We start from the raw sequence: 19,259 nt of genomic DNA on the forward strand, positions 1-19,259 counted from the left end.
CAAGGGGAGAGAGGCGATGACGCGAACCGGTCTGGCATGGGCGCTGCTGATGGGCAGCGCGACACTGGCGGGGGCACAGCAGGCGGCCGATGCCGTGGCCCCCGAAAACGCGTCGGGGGCCGAGGTTCAGACCTCGGGCTTCGGGGACCTGACGCCCGCGGCCCAAGACGCGCTGGCGGCCAAGGCCGAGGGGCGGCCGGTCACGGCGCAGAACTGGATGATCACCGCCGCCCATCCGCTGGCCGTCCAGGCCGGGGCGCGCGTGCTGGAGGCCGGCGGCAGCGCGGCCGATGCGATGGTCGCTGTTCAGGTCGTGCTGGGCCTGGTCGAGCCGCAAAGTTCGGGCTTGGGCGGCGGCGCCTTCCTTGTCTGGCACGATGCGGAGACCGGCGAGGTGACGACGCTCGACGCCCGGGAAACCGCGCCCCAGGCCGTCACGCCGACGCTGTTCCAGGACGAGGAGGGCCAGCCGCTGGACTTCATGGAGGCGGTCGTCGGCGGCCGCTCGGTCGGCACGCCCGGCACGCCGCGCCTCTTGGAGGTCGCGCATCGCAAATGGGGCCGCGCCAACTGGGCCGGCCTGTTCGACGACGGCATCCGCCTGGCCGAGGAGGGCTTCACCGTCTCGCCGCGCCTGGCCACCCTGGTGGCGGGCGAGGGGGATGCCCTGGCCCGCTATCCCGCCACGACCGACTATTTCTTCCCGGGTGGAACGCCGGTGGCCGAGGGTGCCACGCTGAAGAACCCCGCCTATGCCGAAACCCTGCGCGCTTTGGCAGCCGAGGGGGCGGACGCCTTCTATACCGGCCCCATCGCCGCGCAGATCACCGCCGCCGTCCAGGGCGCCGAGGACAATCCCGGCCTTCTGTCGCTGGAGGACCTGGCCCGCTACCGCGTGGTCGAGCGGCCCGCCGTCTGCGTCGAATACCGCGCCCATGACATCTGCGGCATGGGGCCGCCCTCGTCGGGCGGGCTGACGGTGGGGCAGATCCTGGGCATGCTGGGCGGCTATGACCTTGCCGCACTGGGTGCCTTGAACCCCGAGGCCTGGCGCCTGATCGGGGATGCCTCCCGCCTGGCCTTCGCCGACCGGGGCCGCTACATGGCCGACAGCGATTTCGTGCCCGTGCCGACCGAGGGGCTGGTCGATCCCGCCTATCTGGCCGAACGCGGCCAACTGCTCTCGGGCGACGACAGCCTGCCCGAGGTCAGCCCGGGCCAGCCCGGCTGGAGCCACGCGATGACGTGGGGGCAGGACAGTGCACTGGAGTTGCCCTCGACCTCGCATATGTCGATCCTGGACGGGCAGGGGAACGCGCTGTCGATGACCACGACGATCGAGAACGGCTTTGGCTCGCGGGTGATGGCGGGCGGCTTTCTTCTGAACAACGAGCTGACCGATTTCAGCTTCGAGACCCATGACGAAGCCGGCTGGCCCATCGCCAATGCCGTGGCGCCGGGCAAGCGGCCCCGATCCTCGATGGCGCCGACCATCGTGCGGCGCGACGGCGCACCGATCATGGTCATCGGCTCGCCCGGCGGCAGCCGGATCATCGGCTATGTGGCAAAGGCCATCGTCGCGCATCTGGACTGGGGCATGGACATCCAGCAGGCCGTGGCCAGCCCCAATCTGGTGAACCGCTTCGGCCCCATGGATGTCGAGGCGGGCCTGCCCGAAAACCTGACCCAGGGGCTGACCGAGATGGGCTTCGAGGTCAGGGAAACCGAGCTCACCTCAGGCCTGCAGGGCATCGTCGTGACGCCCGAAGGTCTGCAGGGGGGCGCCGATCCGCGCCGCGAGGGCATCGCCATCGGCGGGTGACGCGTGATGGTGCCGCCGGGGGCTGCCGCGCAGACTTGGCTATCTCGGCAAGAACACACCTCGCACGGCTTCTGCGTTGCCTAAATACCCCTCTTGCAACGCCGCAATCAAAAACCCCCGGCCGCGGGCCGGGGGTTTTCCGTTTCTCCATCCGGCCAGATCAGGCGGCGGTAAGATTGCGCAGCACGTAGTGCAGCACGCCGCCGTTCTTCAGGTAGTCGATCTCGACCTCGGTATCGACGCGCGCCTTCAGCTGGATCTCCTTCACCGTGCCGTCGGCATAGGTGATGGTGCAGGGAACCAGCGACAGCGGCTTGAACTCGCCCGACAGGCCGTCGATCGAGATGGTCTCGTCACCGGTCAGGTTCAGCGACTTGCGGTTCTGGCCTTCGGTGAACTCGAAGGGGATGACGCCCATGCCGACCAGGTTCGAGCGGTGGATGCGCTCGAAGCTTTCCGCGATGACCGCCTTGACGCCCAGCAGGTTCGTGCCCTTGGCCGCCCAGTCCCGGCTGGAGCCCGCGCCGTATTCGATGCCGCCGATGACGACCAGGGGCGTGCCCTCCTCGGCATAGGACATGGCCGCGTCATAGATCGGCGCCTGGTTGCCCTGCGCGTCCTTGGAATAGCCGCCCTCGACCCCGTCCAGCATTTCGTTCTTGATGCGGATGTTGGCGAAGGTGCCGCGCATCATGATCTCGTGGTTGCCGCGGCGCGATCCGTAGCTGTTGAAATCGCGCGGCGCCACCTGGCGCTCGGTCAGGTACTGGCCAGCCGGGGTGGCGGGCTTGAACGATCCCGCCGGGCTGATGTGGTCGGTCGTGATCATGTCGCCCAGCAGCGCCAGGATCCGCGCGCCCTTGACGTCGTCGATCGTGCCCGGCTGCTGCGACATGCCCTGGAAATAGGGCGGGTTCTGGATATAGGTCGAGCTTGCCGGCCAGTCATAGGTCTCGCTGTCGGTGATCTCGACGCCCTGCCAGCGCTCGTCGCCCTTGAAGACGTCGGCATATTTGGCCTGGAACATCTCGCGCGTGACGATGCGGTCCACCATGTCCGACACTTCCTTCGAGGTCGGCCAGATGTCCTTGAGGAAGACCGGCTTGCCGTCCGGCGTGTGGGCCAGCGGGTCGCGGGTCACGTCGATGTTCATGTCGCCCGCGATCGCATAGGCCACGACCAGCGGGGGCGAGGCCAGATAGTTCGCGCGCACATCCGGGCTGATGCGCCCCTCGAAGTTGCGGTTGCCCGACAGGACCGACACGGCCACCAGGTCGTTGTCGTTGATCGCCTTCGAGATCTCGGGCTGCAGCGGCCCCGAGTTGCCGATGCAGGTGGTGCAGCCAAAGCCCACCAGGTTGAAGCCGAGGGCGTCCAGGTCCTCCTGCAGGCCGGCGGCCTTCAGGTATTCCTCGACCACCTGCGAACCGGGCGCCAGCGAGGTCTTGACCCAGGGCTTGCGAGTCAGGCCCAGGTCGCGGGCCTTGCGGGCGACCAGGCCCGCGGCCATCAGCACATAGGGGTTCGAGGTGTTGGTGCAGGAGGTGATCGAGGCGATCACGACCGAACCGTCGCGCAGGACATAGTCCTCGCCATCGACGGGGGCGCTGTTCAGGTGGCCGTGGCTGCCGCCGGGGATCTCCGCGGGGGCTGGGCTGGGCGATCCGCCCTCCTCGGTCATCTCGGCCTTTTCCTCGACCGGAACCGCGGCGGCGGGACGCAAGCCCCTGATGTAGTCGCCAAAGGCAGTCGCGGCCTCGGTCAGCGGCACGTGGTCCTGCGGGCGCTTGGGGCCCGAAATGGCGGGCACCACGGTGCTCTGGTCCAGTTCCAGCGTCGAGGAATAGACCGGCGCGTAATCCGCCGTCCGCCAGAAGCCGTTTTCCTTGGCATAGGCCTCGACCAGGGCGATGCGGTCCTCCTCGCGGCCGGTCTGGCGCAGATAGCGCAGGGTCTCGTCATCGATCGGGAAGAAGCCGCAGGTGGCGCCGTATTCGGGCGCCATGTTGGCGATGGTCGCGCGGTCGGCCAGCGGCATGTTGTCCAGGCCCTCGCCGTAGAACTCGACGAACTTGCCCACGACGCCGTGCTTGCGCAGCATCTGCACGACCTTCAGCACCAGGTCGGTGGCGGTCACGCCCTCGGCCAGCGCGCCGGTGATCTTGAAGCCGACGACCTCGGGGATCAGCATCGAGATCGGCTGGCCCAGCATCGCGGCCTCGGCCTCGATCCCGCCCACGCCCCAGCCCAGGACGGCCAGGCCGTTGACCATGGTGGTGTGGCTGTCGGTGCCGACCAGCGTGTCGGGATAGGCGACGGTCTTGCCCGACTGGTCGGTGTCGGTCCAGACGGTCTGGGCCAGGTATTCCAGGTTCACCTGGTGGCAGATGCCGGTGCCGGGCGGCACCACGCGGAAATTGTTGAAGGCCTTCTGGCCCCATTTCAGGAACGTGTAACGCTCCATGTTGCGCTCGTATTCCAGCTCGACGTTCTTCTGGAAGGCGCGGGGGGTGCCGAATTCGTCGATCATGACCGAATGGTCGATGACCAGGTCGACCGGGTTCAGCGGGTTGATCTTCTGGGCGTCGCCGCCCAGGGCCTTGATCCCGTCGCGCATCGCGGCCAGGTCGACCACGGCCGGAACGCCGGTAAAGTCCTGCATCAGCACGCGGGCCGGGCGATAGGCGATCTCGCGCGGGTTCTTGCCGCCCAGCGTCGCCCATTCGGCGAAGGCCTTGATGTCGTCCAGCGACACGGTGTGGCCGCCGTCCTCGAAGCGCAGCATGTTCTCCAGCACGACCTTCAGCGCGGCCGGCAGTTTCGAGAAATCGCCAAGCCCCGCCTCGGTGGCGGCGGCGATCGAGTAATAGTCGACCTGGGCGCCGCCGGCCGTAAGCGTGCGGCGGGTCTTGGCGGTGTCGGTTCCGGTCTGGATGGGCATCAGGGCCTCCCTGTCTGCAAGAATGGATGGGTCGGGCATGCGTCCCCTGCTTTGCCCCATCGTCCGGGGCGCTGCAAGGGCGGGCATGCAAATTGTATGCAATCGCATACCATGTTTCGGGCTGTTGCTCAAGGGGCACGGCCGGGCGGAGGGAGATTGGTTAACGAAGCCTTGATTTGGCGGCGGCCGGCGCGCGGCGCTATCAGGGATGATGTGAAATGCGACAGGAAACAAATGATGGCCGCCAGGCCCGCACATGTGCCCGCAAAGGCTGATCCGGCATCAGGGCTGGGACGGCTGCGTGCCGGAGCCCTGGCCGCGCTGGCCGCGTTGAGCCTGATCCTGGTTCCTGTGACGGCCCCTGCCCAGGGGAATTCCGGCAAGGGCGGCGGCGGGCAGTCGGACTCCCGCGGCAATTCGGGGGGATCCTCGGGTCGTTCAGGCGATTCTCGCGGCGGATCGGGCGGCGGTGGAGCAGGGCGGTCGGACGACAGTCCCGGCCGATCCGGCAGCGCCTCCGGACGGTCGGGCAGCGCACCGGGCCGGGCCGATGACGCACCCAGCAGCTTTGGCGCGTCGCGCGGCCGGTCGAACAGCGTCCCCGGCCGATCCGGCAGCGCGCCGGGCCGGGCCGACGACGGCCCCAGCAGCTTTGGCACCTCGCGCGGACAGCCGCAGAGCACCCCGAGCCGAGGCAGTGGCGCACCCGGCGGCAACAGGGGCACCAACGGGCGGGGAAATGCAGGTGCAACCACGGCCCCCGCCGCCCGCACGGCACCCAGCCCTTCTGCCCGTACCGCTCCGGTGGTGCAGGGCAAATCAAAGCCGCGCGGTGCGGAGGGCAAATCGACGCGGCTGCGCAGTTCCGCCCGCCCCCCCGCCCAACGGCCGGTGCGGCCCGCCCTGGCGCCGCCCGCGCCGGCCGCGGTCCCGGCCCAACGCGGACCCTTGGCCGAGGCTGCGGTTCCCGCGCCGCGTCCTTCGGCGCCGCTTGCGGCGACCATGCCCCCGGTAGCGGCCGCGCCGCAGCGCCCCAGAACACCGGCCCTGGCCCCGGTGATCGCCGCGCCGGCGGATCCCGGCCGGGTGGACCCCTCCGCCAGGAACCTGTTCCAGGCTGTCCCCTATGACAGCTTTCCCCTTCTTGACCAGGCGCCGCCCGACGCGCCCGGACTTCCGACCTCGACCCTGCCCGTGGTGGTCGAGCTGTTCACCTCGCAGGGCTGCTCGTCCTGTCCGCCGGCGGATGCGATGCTGACCATGCTCAAGGGGCAGGGGGACGTGCTGGCGCTGTCCTATCACGTCGACTACTGGGACTATCTGGGCTGGGAGGACAGCTTTGCCCGCCCCGAATTCACCGAGCGCCAGACCGGCTATGCCAATATCGCGGGCGAACGGTCGATCTATACGCCGCAGATGATCGTGGACGGGCAGGACACCGCCGTGGCGCCCAACCCGGCCCAGCTGATGGGACTGATCGACGGGCGCCGCTATGCCCCCGCCATGATCAGCATCCAGCGCGAAAAGACCCGCGACGGCGAGGCGATCGAGCTGCAGCCCCTGTCCGACCTCGACAGCCCCGTGGACATCGCCATGGTGCGCTATGCCCCGCAGCGCATCGTCGAGGTGCGCGGCGGCGAGAACAGCGGCAAGTCGGTGGCCTACAGCAATGTGGTGCTGTCGCATGAACGGCTGGCGCGCTGGGACGGCAAGGGGCCGCTGCGGCTGAACGTGCGGACGGACCAGATCGCCAGCGACCGCTTTCCGCCCGACACCCGTCACGCGGTGCTGGTCCAGCAGGTGCGCGGCGCCCGCAGCCGGCCCGGACCCATCCTGGCCGCCATCAAGCTGGATTGACGCGGCCCTTGTGGCCTGCCTGATCCTGGGCGAAAAGGCCTGTGACGATGACCGCCGCGCAGCACGCGGCCCCTGGCAGGAGCATACCGGCGCATGGAAAACACGAAACCCTGGGTCAAGCCGGCGCTGGAATTCGGGCCGCTGATCCTGTTCTTCGCGGTCTTCATGCTGTTTCGCGGCCAGGACGTCCAACTCTGGGGGCAAAGCTACGGCGGCTTCATCTTTGCCACGCTGGTCTTCATCCCCACGCTGGTCCTCAGCACGCTGGTCCAGTGGCGCATCACCGGCAAGCTGGCGCCGATGCAGGTGGCCACGCTGGTCCTGGTGATCGTCTTCGGCGGCATGTCGGTCTGGCTGAACGACCCGCGCTTCTTCAAGCTGAAGCCCACGATCATCTATGTCCTCTTTGCCGTCATCCTGGGCACAGGCCTGGCGCTGCGCCGCAACTGGCTGGGCGCGGTCCTCTCCGAGGCGCTGCCGATGGACGCCGAAGGCTGGCGCAAGCTGACCCTGCGCATGGCGCTGTTCTTTCTGGCGCTGGCGGTGATGAACGAGCTGGTCTGGCGCAATATGTCCGAAACCGCCTGGGTCTATTTCAAGACCTTCGGCCTGCCGGTGCTGCTGTTCGCGTTTCTTCTGGGGAATGCGGGCCTTTACCGCGCCCATGCGCTGCCGGACAAGGACGCGGCCAATGACGACCGCGCAGCCTGAGGGGGCAGCCTGCGACGGCTGCATCACGCTGCCGCTCAGCCGGCAGCGGCTGGCGATCTATCTGATCAACATGGTGGGGGCCGAGGACCGGCTGGCCGCGATGGCCGCCAAGCTGACCGCCGCCGGCCTGCCCTTCACCCGGATCGAGGGCGTGGACGGGCGCAAGCTGGACTTTCCCCTCGCCGAGTTCAACGAGATCGCCTATCGTCTGCTGCACGGCCGCCGCACCACCCCGCCCGAGGTCGGCTGCTATCTCAGCCACATCGCCTGCGCGCGGGCCTTTCTGGCCGCTGACGCCGATCTGGCGCTGATCCTCGAGGATGATGTCAGCTTCCAGCCGGATTTCCTGGACACGCTGGACCGCGCGGCGGCCCATCGCGAGCTGTGGAACCTGCTGCGCCTGACATCCGTGAACCGCGGGCGCAAGTACCGGGTCCGCGACCTGGGGCAGGGGCGGCGCCTGGCCGTCGCCCTGACGCGCGAAAAGGGCGCCGGCGCCTATGTCGTGGACCGCCGCGCGGCCCAATGGTTCACCGACAAGCTGCTGCCGATGCGCCTGGCCTTCGACATCGCCTTTGACCTGGAATACCTGGACGGGCTGCGCGCGGCCTTCGTGGACCCGCTGCCGGCTTCGCAGCGCTCCGACCATCCGACGCAGATCCAGGCGGGCCTGCGCGCCTACAAGCTGGGCCGCTGGCGCTACCTGACCGTGCTGCCGTATCGCGCCTGGCTGGAACTGGCGCGGCTGGGCTGCCGGGGCTGGCGGCTGGCGCGTGGGCGCATGTCCTCACGCCCGCAGCGGCGCGTCCCGGGCGGCGGAACGGGGCAGCAGGCGTGACCAGCGCGGCTGCGGCCCATCGGGCAGGTGCAGCCGCAGCAGGCCCAGGGGCAGGGCCCAGGGGTGGCACAGCGCCGTTCTGTAAAGGTCGAACAGCCCGTCGCGCCGGAAGGTCGTCCAGTGCGACATCAGCCGCGATCCGCGCGCGGTGGGAAAGCCCAGCTCGGCCAGCGCGTCCAGCGTGGCGGCATGGTCGATCTGCAGGTCGACCCAGTTCGGCCGTGCCTGCGCCAGCCCGCAGCCCAATGCCCGCCGCCGGCCCCGCGCCAGCAGCTGCTCCAGCCCGAAATCGAACAGGTCGTTCTCGCGCGCGGTGACGTTGATGACCTCGGCCCCGGCGCCGGCGGGCCGCTCCATCGCCTCTGCGGCCGCATCCCGGAACTCGGCCCCGTTCAGCAGGATCACCCGACCGACGCTGCCCGCCTCCGCCCCCGCCAGTGCCTGCAGGGCCACCCGCCCGCCAAGCGAATGCCCGATCAGCCCCACGGGCCGCCCCGCCTGCGCGGCCAGCTCCGACACCAGCCCGCCCAGGTCGGCGCCGACCTGTCCCGCGCGCGCATAGGCGCCCTGCAGGCTGCCGCGCGCCTCCCAGCCAAAGGCGATGCCCAGCCCCTCGCCCGGGCGGTTCTGAAAACCAAGCGCACGGGGCCAGGACGGGACGCCGGGTGTCGCCTCGGGCGACAGGATGTGGCGATGCGGGTCATGGGCGGGCGAGCGCGGGGAATAGCGGTAGCCGTGCAGCATGACGATGACGGGCGCCCCCTGGGGCAGCCCGGCGGCGCGCCGCCACAGGTCGCCCGGCAAGGCCTCACCGGCATTCACCCGCATCACCGCCATCCCGAACCCCCGCCGCAGTTCCGTTGCCACATCAGCTAGGGCAAGGCTGCAACAGCGCCGTGAAGAATGCGTTAAAGCTGCGTGACGCCCTGCGCACAGGGCGCGCAACGCTCAGAACAGCGGCAGCTGGCCGGGTCCGGGCGCTGCGTCATCGCCGCCGCTGCCGACGGGATCGGCCTTCAGCCCGACGCCCTGCTGGTGGATCACCATTTCCTCGGCCGGGTAGGGCTCGATCAGCGCGAAGGCCTCGTCGGGGTCGCCCTCCAGCCAGGTCGCGTAATCCTCCGGGCGCAGGATCGCGGGCATCCGGTCGGGATGGACCTGCGCCACCAGCGGATTGGGCGTGGTGGTGATCATCGAACTGACCAGCAGCGACCGCCGTTCCGCGGCATAGGGGCCGTCGTAAACCTGCCAGATCCCCGCAAGGGCAAAGGGCGGGCGGGGCGCCTCGCCCCGGAGGCCGAACCAGACATGCGTGGCCGGGTTGCGGCCCCTGGCCTCGGAAAAGCTGCTGGCGGGGATCAGGCAGCGCCGGTGCCGGAACGCGTCCCGCCAGAAGGGCGACGCGCGCAGCTTGTCGTCGCGGGCATTGTTGATGGCCTTGGGCTGGATCGGCAGCCCCGTCCGGCTGGAGACCTGCGGCATCACGAAGCCCCAGTGGCTGTAATCCAGCCGCCGCCCGCCATCGGGGTCCTTCCGCACGATGGGGGCGTCCCCCTTGGGAAAGATCGCGGGCTGGGGCTCGGCATTGCCCAGGTGATCGCCCGCGGCCGTGACCGCGAACAGCCGGCGCATCGCCTCGGGGGCCGTGGTATTGGAATAAAGGTTGCACATCGCGCCAGCCTAGCATTCCCGTCCCGGGCCTGAAATCGCCGCAGAAGGATACAGGACCTTTTCTGCATTGAATTTTCCCCCGCTGCCCCTCTATGCTGGAACCATGCGCGCGGCTGTTTCCGCTGAGGAATGTCCGCGCGCCGAAAGTTTCGCAGCGCGGCACCTCTGAACCCGATCCGGGAGAGCCATGTGCAACGCGGAAAACCCACCCTCCGGCCGCGCCGCCCGATCCGGGATTGCGCACGGGGGTGACGACAGACAGCGGCCCGGCGGTCTTGAAAGGCCCGGGGTCATTCGAAGGAACAGACGCGATGACGCGCGCTTTGGACGGCAGACTTCAGGACGGGCGGGCCACAGGCACCGCCGGTCGGAACGTCTCTGTCGGTGACGCGCCCGTGTCCTCATCAACAAACCGCAGCCGTGACCGGGGGGTGCCGCTGGCCCCGCCCGGGGCGCGCCTGCGCGAAAGACAAGAACATGGCAATGAAAATGCTGATCGACGCCACCCATGCCGAGGAAACTCGGGTGGTCGTGGTCGACGGAACCAAGGTCGAGGAATTTGATTTCGAGACCGTCAACAAGCGTCAGCTGGCGGGGAACATCTACCTTGCCAAGGTGACGCGGGTCGAGCCTTCGCTGCAGGCGGCCTTCGTGGATTACGGCGGGAACCGCCACGGCTTCCTGGCCTTCGCGGAAATCCACCCCGACTACTACCAGATCCCGGCCGCCGACCGCGAGGCCCTGATGGCCGAGGAACGCGCCGATGCCGAGGCCCAGGAGGCCGAGGAAGAGCGTGGCAGCCGCCGTCGCAAGTCGTCGCGCGCCGAAAAATCCGCGCAGGACGACGAGACGCTGTCCGATGACGAGGCCGAGGGCCAGGACGCCTCGGACAAGGACGACGAGATCGAATCGGTGGCCGAGGAGGACGTGGCCGAAGAGGTCCGCGCCCCCAGAAAGCCCCGCGCCCGCCGCTACAAGATCCAGGAGGTGATCAAGGTCCGGCAGATCATGCTGGTCCAGGTCGTCAAGGAGGAACGCGGCAACAAGGGTGCCGCGCTGACCACCTACCTGTCGCTGCCCGGCCGCTATTGCGTGCTGATGCCCAACACCGCGCGCGGCGGCGGCATCAGCCGCAAGATCACCAATGCCGTGGACCGCAAGAAGCTGAAGGAAATCGCCGGAGAGCTGGACGTGCCCCGTGGCGCCGGCCTGATCATCCGTACCGCCGGCAGCCAGCGCACCCGGACCGAGATCCGCCGCGACTATGAATACCTGCTGCGCCTGTGGGAACAGATCCGCGACCTGACCTTCAAGTCGATCGCGCCCGCGCCGATCTACGAGGAAGGCGACCTGATCAAGCGCAACATCCGCGACCTCTATTCCAAGGACATCGACGAAGTCCTGGTCGAGGGCGAGCGCGGCTATCGCGTGGCTAAGGACTTCATGAAGATGATCATGCCGTCCCACGCCAAGAACGTGAAGCATTACGCCGACCAGATGCCGCTATTCGCGCGCTTCCAGGTCGAAAGCTATCTGGCGGGCATGTTCAACCCGGTCGTGCAGCTGAAATCGGGCGGCTACATCGTCATCGGCGTGACCGAGGCGCTGGTCGCCATCGACGTGAACTCGGGCCGGGCCACCAAGGAGGGCTCGATCGAGGAAACCGCGCTCAAGACCAACCTGGAGGCCGCCGACGAGGTCGCCCGCCAGCTGCGCCTGCGCGACCTGGCGGGCCTGATCGTCATCGACTTCATCGACATGGACGAGCGTCGCAACAACGCCGCCGTGGAAAAGCGCATCAAGGACAAGCTGAAATCCGACCGTGCCCGCATCCAGATCGGCCGCATCTCGGGCTTCGGCCTGATGGAGATGTCGCGCCAGCGCCTGCGTCCCGGCATGCTGGAATCGACGACCCAGCCCTGCGCCCATTGCCACGGCACCGGCCTGATCCGCAGCGATGACAGCCTGGCGCTGACCATCCTGCGCGCCATCGAGGAAGAGGGCACGCGCAAGCGGTCGCGCGAGGTGCTGGTCAAGGCGCCCGTCGCGGTGGCCAACTTCCTGATGAACGCCAAGCGCGAGCATGTGGCGGGGATCGAGGCGCGCTATGGCATGTCCGTGCGCGTCGAGGCCGACCCGGCGTTGGTCTCGCCCGATTTCGCCATCGAGAAGTTCAAGACCGCGACCCGCGTCGTGCCCGAACCCTCGCAGGTGCCGCTGGGCGTCAATGCCGACCTGATGGCCAGCATCGACGATGAGGAGGACGATCTGGACATCGTCGAGGCCGAAGAGCTGGACGCGGCCCCCGAAGCCGAAGCCGAAGCCGACGTCGAGACCCGCGAGCCCGCCGAGGCATCCGAGGCCGCACCCGCTGCCACCGACGAGAGCGAGGGTGAGGGCGGCCGGTCGCGCCGTCGCCGTCGGCGCCGTCGGCGGAAGTCCGGCGACCGTCCCGAGGGCGAATCGGCCGAGGCCGGCGACGAGGATGACGACGACACCGACGCGACCGATGATGCGCAGGCCGAGGCCGCCATCGTCCCCGCGGACGAGGATGGCGCACCCGCCATGGCCGAGGCCGTCGAGACCGCCGAGGCCGAGCCTGCCGGCCGGTCGCGGTCCCGCTCGCGCTCGCGCTCGCGGTCGCGGTCCCGCAAGCCGGTCGAGGCCGAGGCGCTGCCCGAGGTCATGGACGTGGCCGGACAGCCCGACGACCATCGGGCCGAGGCGCTGCCCGGCCTGAACGCGACCCCCGAGGCGGATACCGCCACCGCGGAGGCCGTGGCCGAGGCACTGGTCGAGACCGCCGCCGAACCCGTCGCGCCGCTGGCCCTCCAGCCGGAACCCGAACCCGAAACCGCCGCCGAACCCCAGGCCCAGCCCGCGCCGCAGCCCGCCCAGGCCCCGCTGGTCGAGGCCGAGGACAGCGCCCCGGCCCCCGCGCCGCAGGCCGCCAACGAACCCGGCCCCGCGCCGCAGGCGGAACTGGCCGATGCCAGCACCCAGCCCAAGCGCCGCGGCTGGTGGTCCGGCCGCTGATCGCAGGCTGACGAACCGACCGGAAGGGGGGCGTGCCACTTGGCGCGCCCCCTTTCGCATTCCGCCCACGCAGCCGTGACGCTTTGGCCGCTGTCTTTCGGCCCCGCTGCGGCTATGGTGGCGCCCATGCTGGGAATCGAACTCGCCACCGCCGCCTTTCTGCCCGCCGCCTTCGTGGCGCTGCTGGCGGGCTTCCTGTCCTTCCTGTCGCCCTGCGTCCTGCCGATCGTGCCGCCTTACCTGGCCTACATGACCGGGGTGGGGGTGAACGGGCTGCGCGCGCGCGAACGCAGCGCGGTCCTGCCAGCGCTGTTCTTCGTGATGGGCCTCTCGACGGTGTTCCTGGTCATGGGCGTCGCGGCCTCGGCCTTCGGGCGCGCCTTTCTGCAATACCAGGACGTGCTGGCGCGGATCGCGGGGGTGATGGTCGTCATCATGGGCCTGCATTTCCTGCACGTCATCCGCATCCCCGTTCTGGACCACGAGGCGCGGATGCAGGCCGGCCGCCAGGACGGCGGCGCCTTCGGGGCCTATGTGCTGGGTCTGGCCTTCGCCTTCGGCTGGACGCCCTGCATCGGCCCGCAGCTGGGCATGATCCTGTCGCTGGCCGCCACCGGGGGCGAACTGTCGCGCGGCACCGCGCTGCTGGCGGTCTATGCGCTGGGTCTGGGCATCCCCTTCCTGCTGGCCGCGATCTTCATCAATCGCGCCATCGGCGTGATGAACCGCATCAAGCCCTGGCTCAGGACGATCGAGCGGGTGATGGGCCTGCTGCTGGTCGGGGTCGGGGTGATGCTGCTGACCGGCGCCTTCTCGACCTTCAGCTTCTGGCTGCTGGAAACCTTTCCGGCCCTGGCCGCGCTGGGCTGAGGCCTCTGGCGCCGCGCCGCGTTCCGGGCCAGCATGGTCCATCGCGACAGCGCACAAAGGTTGCCATGAAGCCCGACCACCCCCTGCACCCGGCCCCTGCCGATGCCGCCGCCCGGCGCGCCCTGGCCCCCGTCATCTGCTACCCGGTCGACAGCCTGCCGCGCCCCGACCTGACCGCCCTGCGCGCCGCGCGTCCGGGCTGGACCCTGACCGACAGTGTGCGGGTCCCGCCCCGCGAGGCGCGCTGCTTTTCCGTGCCGGCCGGGCATTTCTTTCGCATCACCAGCATCGAAGGCCCGCAGGTGGGCGACCTGAACCTGTGGAGCGCCGACCTGTCCGAGCGTTTCTATTCCGGCAAGACCCGCGCCCTGCACGGCACGCATCTCTCCTCGGGCGACCGGCTCTGGTCGAACTTCCCGACGCTGCGGCCCCTGGCCACGATCACCGACGACTCGCTGGACTGGTACGGCTTCGACGATTTCGGCGGCAGCGTGCATGACGTGATCGGCACGCGCTGCGACCCCTACACCCACAACCTGCTGTCGGAGGGCGGGCAGTATCACCATTGCTGCCATTCAAACCTGACCCGCGCCCTGGCGCTGGCACGCGACATGCCGCTGGACCAGGCAGAGGCGCATGTCCACGACGTTCTGAACGTCTTCATGTGCACGGGCTTCACCCGCGACACCGGCCAGTATTTCATGAAGGCCAGCCCCGTCCGCCCCGGCGACTACCTGGAATTCCTGGCCGATACCGACCTTCTGGGCGCGCTCTCGGCCTGTCCGGGTGGCGATTGCGGGGGTGAACATTCCTCGGATGCGGCCCCCTGCCACCCGCTTCTGGTCGAGGTCTTCAGGCCGCTGGCCCCGCCCGCGGGATGGCAGCCCTCGCGCCCGAACGGCTATGACCGCAGCCACGGCCAGGACGGCGGGGCAGGGGGCTGACCCGCCCCCGCCAGGGCTGCCTGAACCTGCACAATCTGTAGTAGCGCCACGGGCACATTCGCGCTATCCTTCCCCGCAGATCCGGGAAAACCGGACAGGACAGAGGCAGTGACGGCGGTATTCCCATGACCGAGATGGTCTTCGGCGCGACGCCCGTGCGGACGGGCGACCCGATTCTTCCACGCTGGTGGCGGACCCTGGACAAATGGGCGCTGGCCTGTGTCCTTGGCCTCTTCGCGATCGGCCTGCTTCTGGGGCTGGCCGCCTCGGTGCCGCTGGCCGAAAAGAACAACCTTCCGCGCTTCTACTACGTGCAGCGGCAGGCGGTCTTCGGCGGGCTGGCGCTGGTCGTGATGCTGGTCATCTCGATGCTGTCGCCGCGCCAGATCCGGCGCATCGGCGTCCTGGGATTTGCGCTCTCGTTCCTGATGATCGTGGCGCTGCCCTTCATCGGCACCGATTTCGGCAAGGGCGCGACGCGTTGGCTCTCCCTGGGCTTCGTCTCCATCCAGCCCTCCGAATTCCTCAAGCCCGGTTTCGTGGCGCTCTGCGCGTGGTTCATGGCCGCCAGCCAGGAGATCGGCGGCCCGCCGGGCAAGGCCTATTCCTTCCTCGCTGCGGTGGTTGTCGTGCTGCTCCTGGCGCTCCAGCCGGACTTCGGCCAGGCCTCGCTGGTGCTGTTCTCCTGGCTGGTGATGTATTTCGTGGCCGGCGCGCCCATGGTGCTGCTCCTGGGCGTGGCCGGGATGGCGCTGATGGGCGGCGTCTTCGCCTATGGCGCCTCCGAACACTTCGCGCGCCGCATCAACGGCTTCCTCTCGCCCGAGATCGACCCCCGCACCCAGATCGGCTACGCCACCAACGCGATCCAGGAGGGCGGTTTCTTCGGCGTCGGCGTCGGGGAAGGCTCGGTCAAATGGTCGCTGCCGGATGCCCATACCGACTTCATCATCGCCGTCGCGGCCGAGGAATACGGCCTGGTCATGGTGCTGGCGATCATCGCCCTCTACTGCACCATCGTCATCCGCTCGCTGCTGCGCCTGCTGAAGGAACGCGACCCCTTCGCGCGCATCGCGGGCACCGGCCTCGCCTGCGCCTTCGGCGTGCAGGCGCTGATCAACATGGGCGTGGCCGTTCGCCTGCTGCCCGCCAAGGGGATGACGCTGCCCTTCGTCAGCTATGGCGGCTCCTCCGTGATCGCCTCGGGCATCGCCGCCGGCATGCTCCTGGCCCTGACCCGCACCCGCCCCCAGGGCGAGTTCGCCGAAATCCTGCGCCGGGGCCGCTGATGTCCGCCCCGCTTGCGCTGATCGCCGCCGGGGGAACCGGCGGGCACATGTTTCCTGCCCAGGCCCTGGCCGAGATGCTGCTGGCCCAGGGCTGGCGCGTCCGTCTCTCGACCGACGACCGCGGCGCCCGCTACGCCGGCGGCTTCCCCGAGGCGGTCGAACGCCAGATCGTGACCTCGGCCACCACCGCCCGCGGCGGCGCGGCGGGCAAGGCGGCAGCCCCCTTCAAGATCGCGGCGGGCGTCCTCTCCGCCCGCGCCGCCTTCCGCCGCGACCGCCCGGCGGTGGTGATCGGCTTTGGCGGCTATCCCACCATCCCGGCCCTCTCGGCGGCGTACAGCATGGGCCTGCCGCGCATGATCCACGAACAGAACGGCGTCATGGGCCGCGTGAACCGCCTCTTCGCGTCCCGCGTCCACCGTATCGCCTGCGGCACCTGGCCCACCGACCTGCCGGACGGGCTCTCGGGTATCCATACCGGCAACCCGGTCCGCGCCAGCGTGCTGGACCAGGCCGCCACCCCCTATGCCGCCCCCCTGGGCGAGGGCCCCCTGCACCTGCTGGTCATCGGCGGCAGCCAGGGCGCCCGCGTCCTTTCGGACATGGTGCCCGCCGCCGTCGCGGCCCTGCCGGGTGACCTGCGCGCCCGCCTGCGCGTCAGCCACCAGGCCAGGGCCGAGGATGGCGGGCGGGTCACCCAAGCCTATGCCCAGGCCGGCATCGCGGCCGAGGTTCAGCCCTTCTTCACCGACGTCCCCGACCGCCTGGCGCAGGCGCAGCTGGTCGTCAGCCGCTCGGGCGCCTCGTCGCTGGCCGACATCACGGTGATCGGGCGGCCCGCGATCCTGATCCCCTTCGCCGCGGCCACCGGCGATCACCAGACCGCCAATGCCCAGGCCCTGGCCGAGGCGGGCGCGGCCCATGTCCATCCCGAATCCGTGCTTGACGCGGACAGCCTCACGCGCGACATCCGCGCGATCCTGACCGACCCCGCGCAGGCCACGGCCATGGCCCAGGCTGCGCTGTCCCTTGCCCGCCCCGACGCGGCGCGGCGCCTTTACGACCTCGTCAAGGAGATTGCGCGATGAACGCAGCGACCAAACTGCCCGGAGAGCTGGGCCCCATCCATTTCGTGGGCATCGGCGGCATCGGCATGTCGGGCATCGCCGAGGTGCTGCTGACCCTGGGCTACCGCGTGCAGGGCAGCGACCTCAAGCGCTCCAAGATCACCGACCGGCTGGAGACCCTGGGCGCCACCGTCTTCGAGGGCCAGCGCGCGGAAAACGTCGAGGGCGCGGGCGTCATCGTCATCTCGACCGCCATCAAGAAGGGCAACCCGGAACTGGAGGAGGCGCGCCTGCGCGGCCTGCCCATCGTCCGCCGGGCCGAGATGCTGGCCGAGCTGATGCGCATGAAATCGAACATCGCCATCGCCGGCACCCATGGCAAGACCACGACCACCACGATGGTGGCCACCCTGCTGGACGCGGGCGGCCTGGACCCCACCGTCATCAACGGCGGCGTGATCCACGCCTATGGCTCGAACGCGCGGGCGGGTGCGGGCGAATGGATGGTGGTCGAGGCGGACGAATCCGACGGCAGCTTCAACCGCCTGCCCGCCGACATCGCCATCGTGACCAATATCGACCCCGAGCACATGGAGCATTGGGGCAGCTTCGACGCGCTGCGCCAGGGCTTCTACAACTTCGCCTCGGGCATTCCCTTCTACGGCCTTGCCGTCTGCTGCACCGACCACCCCGAGGTGCAGGCCCTGGTGGGCCGGCTGACCGACCGGCGCGTGGTGACCTTCGGCTTCAACGCCCAGGCCGACGTGCGGGCGATGAACCTGCGCTATGACAAGGGCATCGCCCATTTCGACATCGCCCTTCAGGGTGAGGCCGCCGACGGCAAGACCCCGATGATCGAGGGCTGCACCCTGCCCATGCCGGGCGATCACAACGTCTCGAACTGCCTCTCGGCCGTGGCCGTGGCCCGCCACCTCGGGATCAAGCGGTCCGAGATCCGCGACGCCCTGGCCAAGTTCGGCGGGGTGGGGCGGCGCTTCACCCATGTCGGCACCGTGGACGGGGTGACCGTCATCGACGACTACGGCCATCACCCGGTCGAGATCGCCGCCGTCCTCAAGGCCGCCCGCCAGGCCGGCAGCGGCCGCGTCATCGCGGTCCACCAGCCGCACCGCTATTCGCGCCTTTCCTCGCTCTTCGAGGATTTCTGCACCTGCTTCAACGAGGCCGACGTGGTCGCCATCGCCGAGGTCTATGCCGCCGGAGAGGACCCGATCCCCGGCGCCTCGCGCGACGACCTGGTGGCCGGGCTGATCGCCCATGGCCACCGCCATGCCCGCGCCATCCTGTCCGAGGACGACCTGGAACGGCTGGTCCGCGAACAGGCCCGTCCGGGCGACATGGTCGTCTGCCTCGGGGCGGGGACGATCTCGGCCTGGGCCAACGCGCTGCCCGCGCGCCTGCAGGGCCAGGCCGCGTGACGGCGATCCAGCTATCGACGCTGCCCCTGACCGCCGCGGCGGTCACCGGCGTCTGGCTGTGCCTTGCCTGCCTCGTCCCGCTGCTGGCGCCCCGGTGGCGGCCGCGGGCCAACTGGTGCCTCGTCACCTTCGGCGTGCCGATCCTGGGCTGGCTGACGCTGGTCTGGGGACCGGGCATCGGCGTCCTGGGCTTTGCGCTGGGCCTCCTGGCGCTGGGCCGCCGGCCGCCGCCCTCGCGCGCCGGCCGCAGGCCGCAGACGTGAGCCCCTGGATCATCGCCGCCGCCTGCCTCGCGGGGGCCGGGTTCATCGCCTGGGGCAGCGTCCGGCTGGGGCTCCGCTGGCCGCTGCTGGCGCTGGCCTGGCTGCTGGCGACGATCGCCCTGCAACTCTTCCTTGCGGCGCAGGGGCGTGACGGCTTCCACGACCTTGCGGCGGTGGTGGCGCAGAGCTTCATCGTGCTGCCCGCGCTGCTGGGCCTGGGCATCGGCCTGGCCCTGGCGCGGCTCGGCGGCCATCGCGCGGCCTGGCGCCGCGCGACCGGGCTGCTGACCGCCCTGGGCCTGCTGACCGCCGCCGGCGCGGCGGCCGCGACCTTCCTGATCTGACCCGCCTCTTCCTGAAGCGAAGCTTAACCAAGCGCCCGCAAGCGGTGTACACCCTATGCACGCGCGGTGTCCCGACGGTGCATGCCCCGTGCCGCCGCTTTTCCAGCAAATGCTGCCCTTTCCTTGCCCCTCCCGCGCGGCCCGTCACCGCTCGCAACGCGCGCTGG

15 protein-coding genes are annotated in these 19,259 nt (G+C 69.8%); 12 read left to right on the forward strand and 3 right to left on the reverse strand.

Going from position 1 to position 19,259, the window contains the following annotated elements; all coding sequences use genetic code 11:
• Positions 1-16 precede the first annotated feature (16 nt).
• The gene (gene ggt / locus ACNR9W_RS04745) at positions 17-1,822 is read left to right on the forward strand and encodes a gamma-glutamyltransferase (RefSeq protein ID WP_419271105.1); all 1,806 of its coding nucleotides are present in this window, start codon (positions 17-19) and stop codon (positions 1,820-1,822) included.
• A gap of 160 nt (positions 1,823-1,982) precedes the next feature.
• Here ggt and acnA read toward each other — a convergent pair whose 3' ends face one another.
• The gene (gene acnA / locus ACNR9W_RS04750; protein ID WP_419271103.1) at positions 1,983-4,763 is read right to left on the reverse strand and encodes an aconitate hydratase AcnA; all 2,781 of its coding nucleotides are present in this window, start codon (positions 4,761-4,763) and stop codon (positions 1,983-1,985) included.
• Positions 4,764-5,000: 237 nt separating this feature from the next.
• On the opposite strand from acnA, the gene ACNR9W_RS04755 reads away from it, so the two are divergent.
• The 3 genes from ACNR9W_RS04755 (at position 5,001) to ACNR9W_RS04765 (ending at position 8,169) form a co-directional block, all read left to right on the forward strand.
• On the forward strand, positions 5,001-6,620 hold the full coding sequence (locus ACNR9W_RS04755) for a DUF1223 domain-containing protein (protein ID WP_419271101.1): 1,620 nt from the start codon (positions 5,001-5,003) through the stop codon (positions 6,618-6,620).
• A gap of 93 nt (positions 6,621-6,713) precedes the next feature.
• The gene (locus ACNR9W_RS04760; RefSeq protein WP_419271099.1) at positions 6,714-7,331 is read left to right on the forward strand and encodes an inner membrane-spanning protein YciB; all 618 of its coding nucleotides are present in this window, start codon (positions 6,714-6,716) and stop codon (positions 7,329-7,331) included.
• Positions 7,312-8,169, forward strand: coding sequence for a glycosyltransferase family 25 protein (locus tag ACNR9W_RS04765; RefSeq protein ID WP_419271097.1), 858 nt, complete (start codon positions 7,312-7,314; stop codon positions 8,167-8,169). The genes ACNR9W_RS04760 and ACNR9W_RS04765 overlap by 20 nt, the downstream gene beginning before the upstream one ends.
• On the opposite strand, the gene ACNR9W_RS04770 is transcribed toward ACNR9W_RS04765, so the two are convergent.
• Both ACNR9W_RS04770 and ACNR9W_RS04775 read right to left on the reverse strand, forming a co-directional pair.
• Positions 8,119-9,036 (reverse strand): hypothetical protein, encoded by a 918-nt coding sequence (locus ACNR9W_RS04770; protein WP_419271095.1) that lies wholly within the window; start codon positions 9,034-9,036, stop codon positions 8,119-8,121. The genes ACNR9W_RS04765 and ACNR9W_RS04770 overlap by 51 nt on opposite strands.
• Positions 9,037-9,117: 81 nt before the next feature.
• Positions 9,118-9,840, reverse strand: coding sequence for an SOS response-associated peptidase (locus ACNR9W_RS04775; RefSeq protein ID WP_419271093.1), 723 nt, complete (start codon positions 9,838-9,840; stop codon positions 9,118-9,120).
• 477 nt (positions 9,841-10,317) lie between these two features.
• On the opposite strand from ACNR9W_RS04775, the gene ACNR9W_RS04780 reads away from it, so the two are divergent.
• From ACNR9W_RS04780 to ACNR9W_RS04815, 8 genes are all read left to right on the forward strand, one after another.
• On the forward strand, positions 10,318-12,876 hold the full coding sequence (locus ACNR9W_RS04780) for an Rne/Rng family ribonuclease (RefSeq protein WP_419271091.1): 2,559 nt from the start codon (positions 10,318-10,320) through the stop codon (positions 12,874-12,876).
• Between the two features lie 126 nt (positions 12,877-13,002).
• Positions 13,003-13,746: a cytochrome c biogenesis CcdA family protein gene (locus ACNR9W_RS04785; RefSeq protein ID WP_419271089.1), complete on the forward strand. Its 744-nt coding sequence runs from the start codon at positions 13,003-13,005 to the stop codon at positions 13,744-13,746.
• Between the two features lie 65 nt (positions 13,747-13,811).
• Entirely contained in the window at positions 13,812-14,690 is an 879-nt protein-coding gene (locus tag ACNR9W_RS04790; protein ID WP_419271087.1) for an urea carboxylase-associated family protein, read from the forward strand.
• Between the two features lie 125 nt (positions 14,691-14,815).
• Entirely contained in the window at positions 14,816-15,979 is a 1,164-nt protein-coding gene (gene ftsW, locus ACNR9W_RS04795; protein WP_419271085.1) for a putative lipid II flippase FtsW, read from the forward strand.
• Positions 15,979-17,067, forward strand: a complete 1,089-nt coding sequence (locus tag ACNR9W_RS04800; RefSeq protein ID WP_419271083.1) for a UDP-N-acetylglucosamine--N-acetylmuramyl-(pentapeptide) pyrophosphoryl-undecaprenol N-acetylglucosamine transferase — start codon at positions 15,979-15,981, stop codon at positions 17,065-17,067. The genes ftsW and ACNR9W_RS04800 overlap by 1 nt, the downstream gene beginning before the upstream one ends.
• A complete protein-coding gene (gene murC, locus ACNR9W_RS04805; RefSeq protein WP_419271081.1) occupies positions 17,064-18,485 on the forward strand; it encodes a UDP-N-acetylmuramate--L-alanine ligase in 1,422 nt (473 codons plus the stop codon). The genes ACNR9W_RS04800 and murC overlap by 4 nt, the downstream gene beginning before the upstream one ends.
• The gene (locus tag ACNR9W_RS04810) at positions 18,482-18,748 is read left to right on the forward strand and encodes a DUF2484 family protein (protein ID WP_419271079.1); all 267 of its coding nucleotides are present in this window, start codon (positions 18,482-18,484) and stop codon (positions 18,746-18,748) included. The genes murC and ACNR9W_RS04810 overlap by 4 nt, the downstream gene beginning before the upstream one ends.
• The gene (locus ACNR9W_RS04815; protein WP_419271077.1) at positions 18,745-19,092 is read left to right on the forward strand and encodes a hypothetical protein; all 348 of its coding nucleotides are present in this window, start codon (positions 18,745-18,747) and stop codon (positions 19,090-19,092) included. Before ACNR9W_RS04810 ends, ACNR9W_RS04815 begins: the two co-directional genes overlap by 4 nt.
• Positions 19,093-19,259: the final 167 nt, after the last annotated feature.

It is taken from the genome of Paracoccus sp. T5, from assembly GCF_048538155.2.
GTDB lineage: Bacteria > Pseudomonadota > Alphaproteobacteria > Rhodobacterales > Rhodobacteraceae > Paracoccus.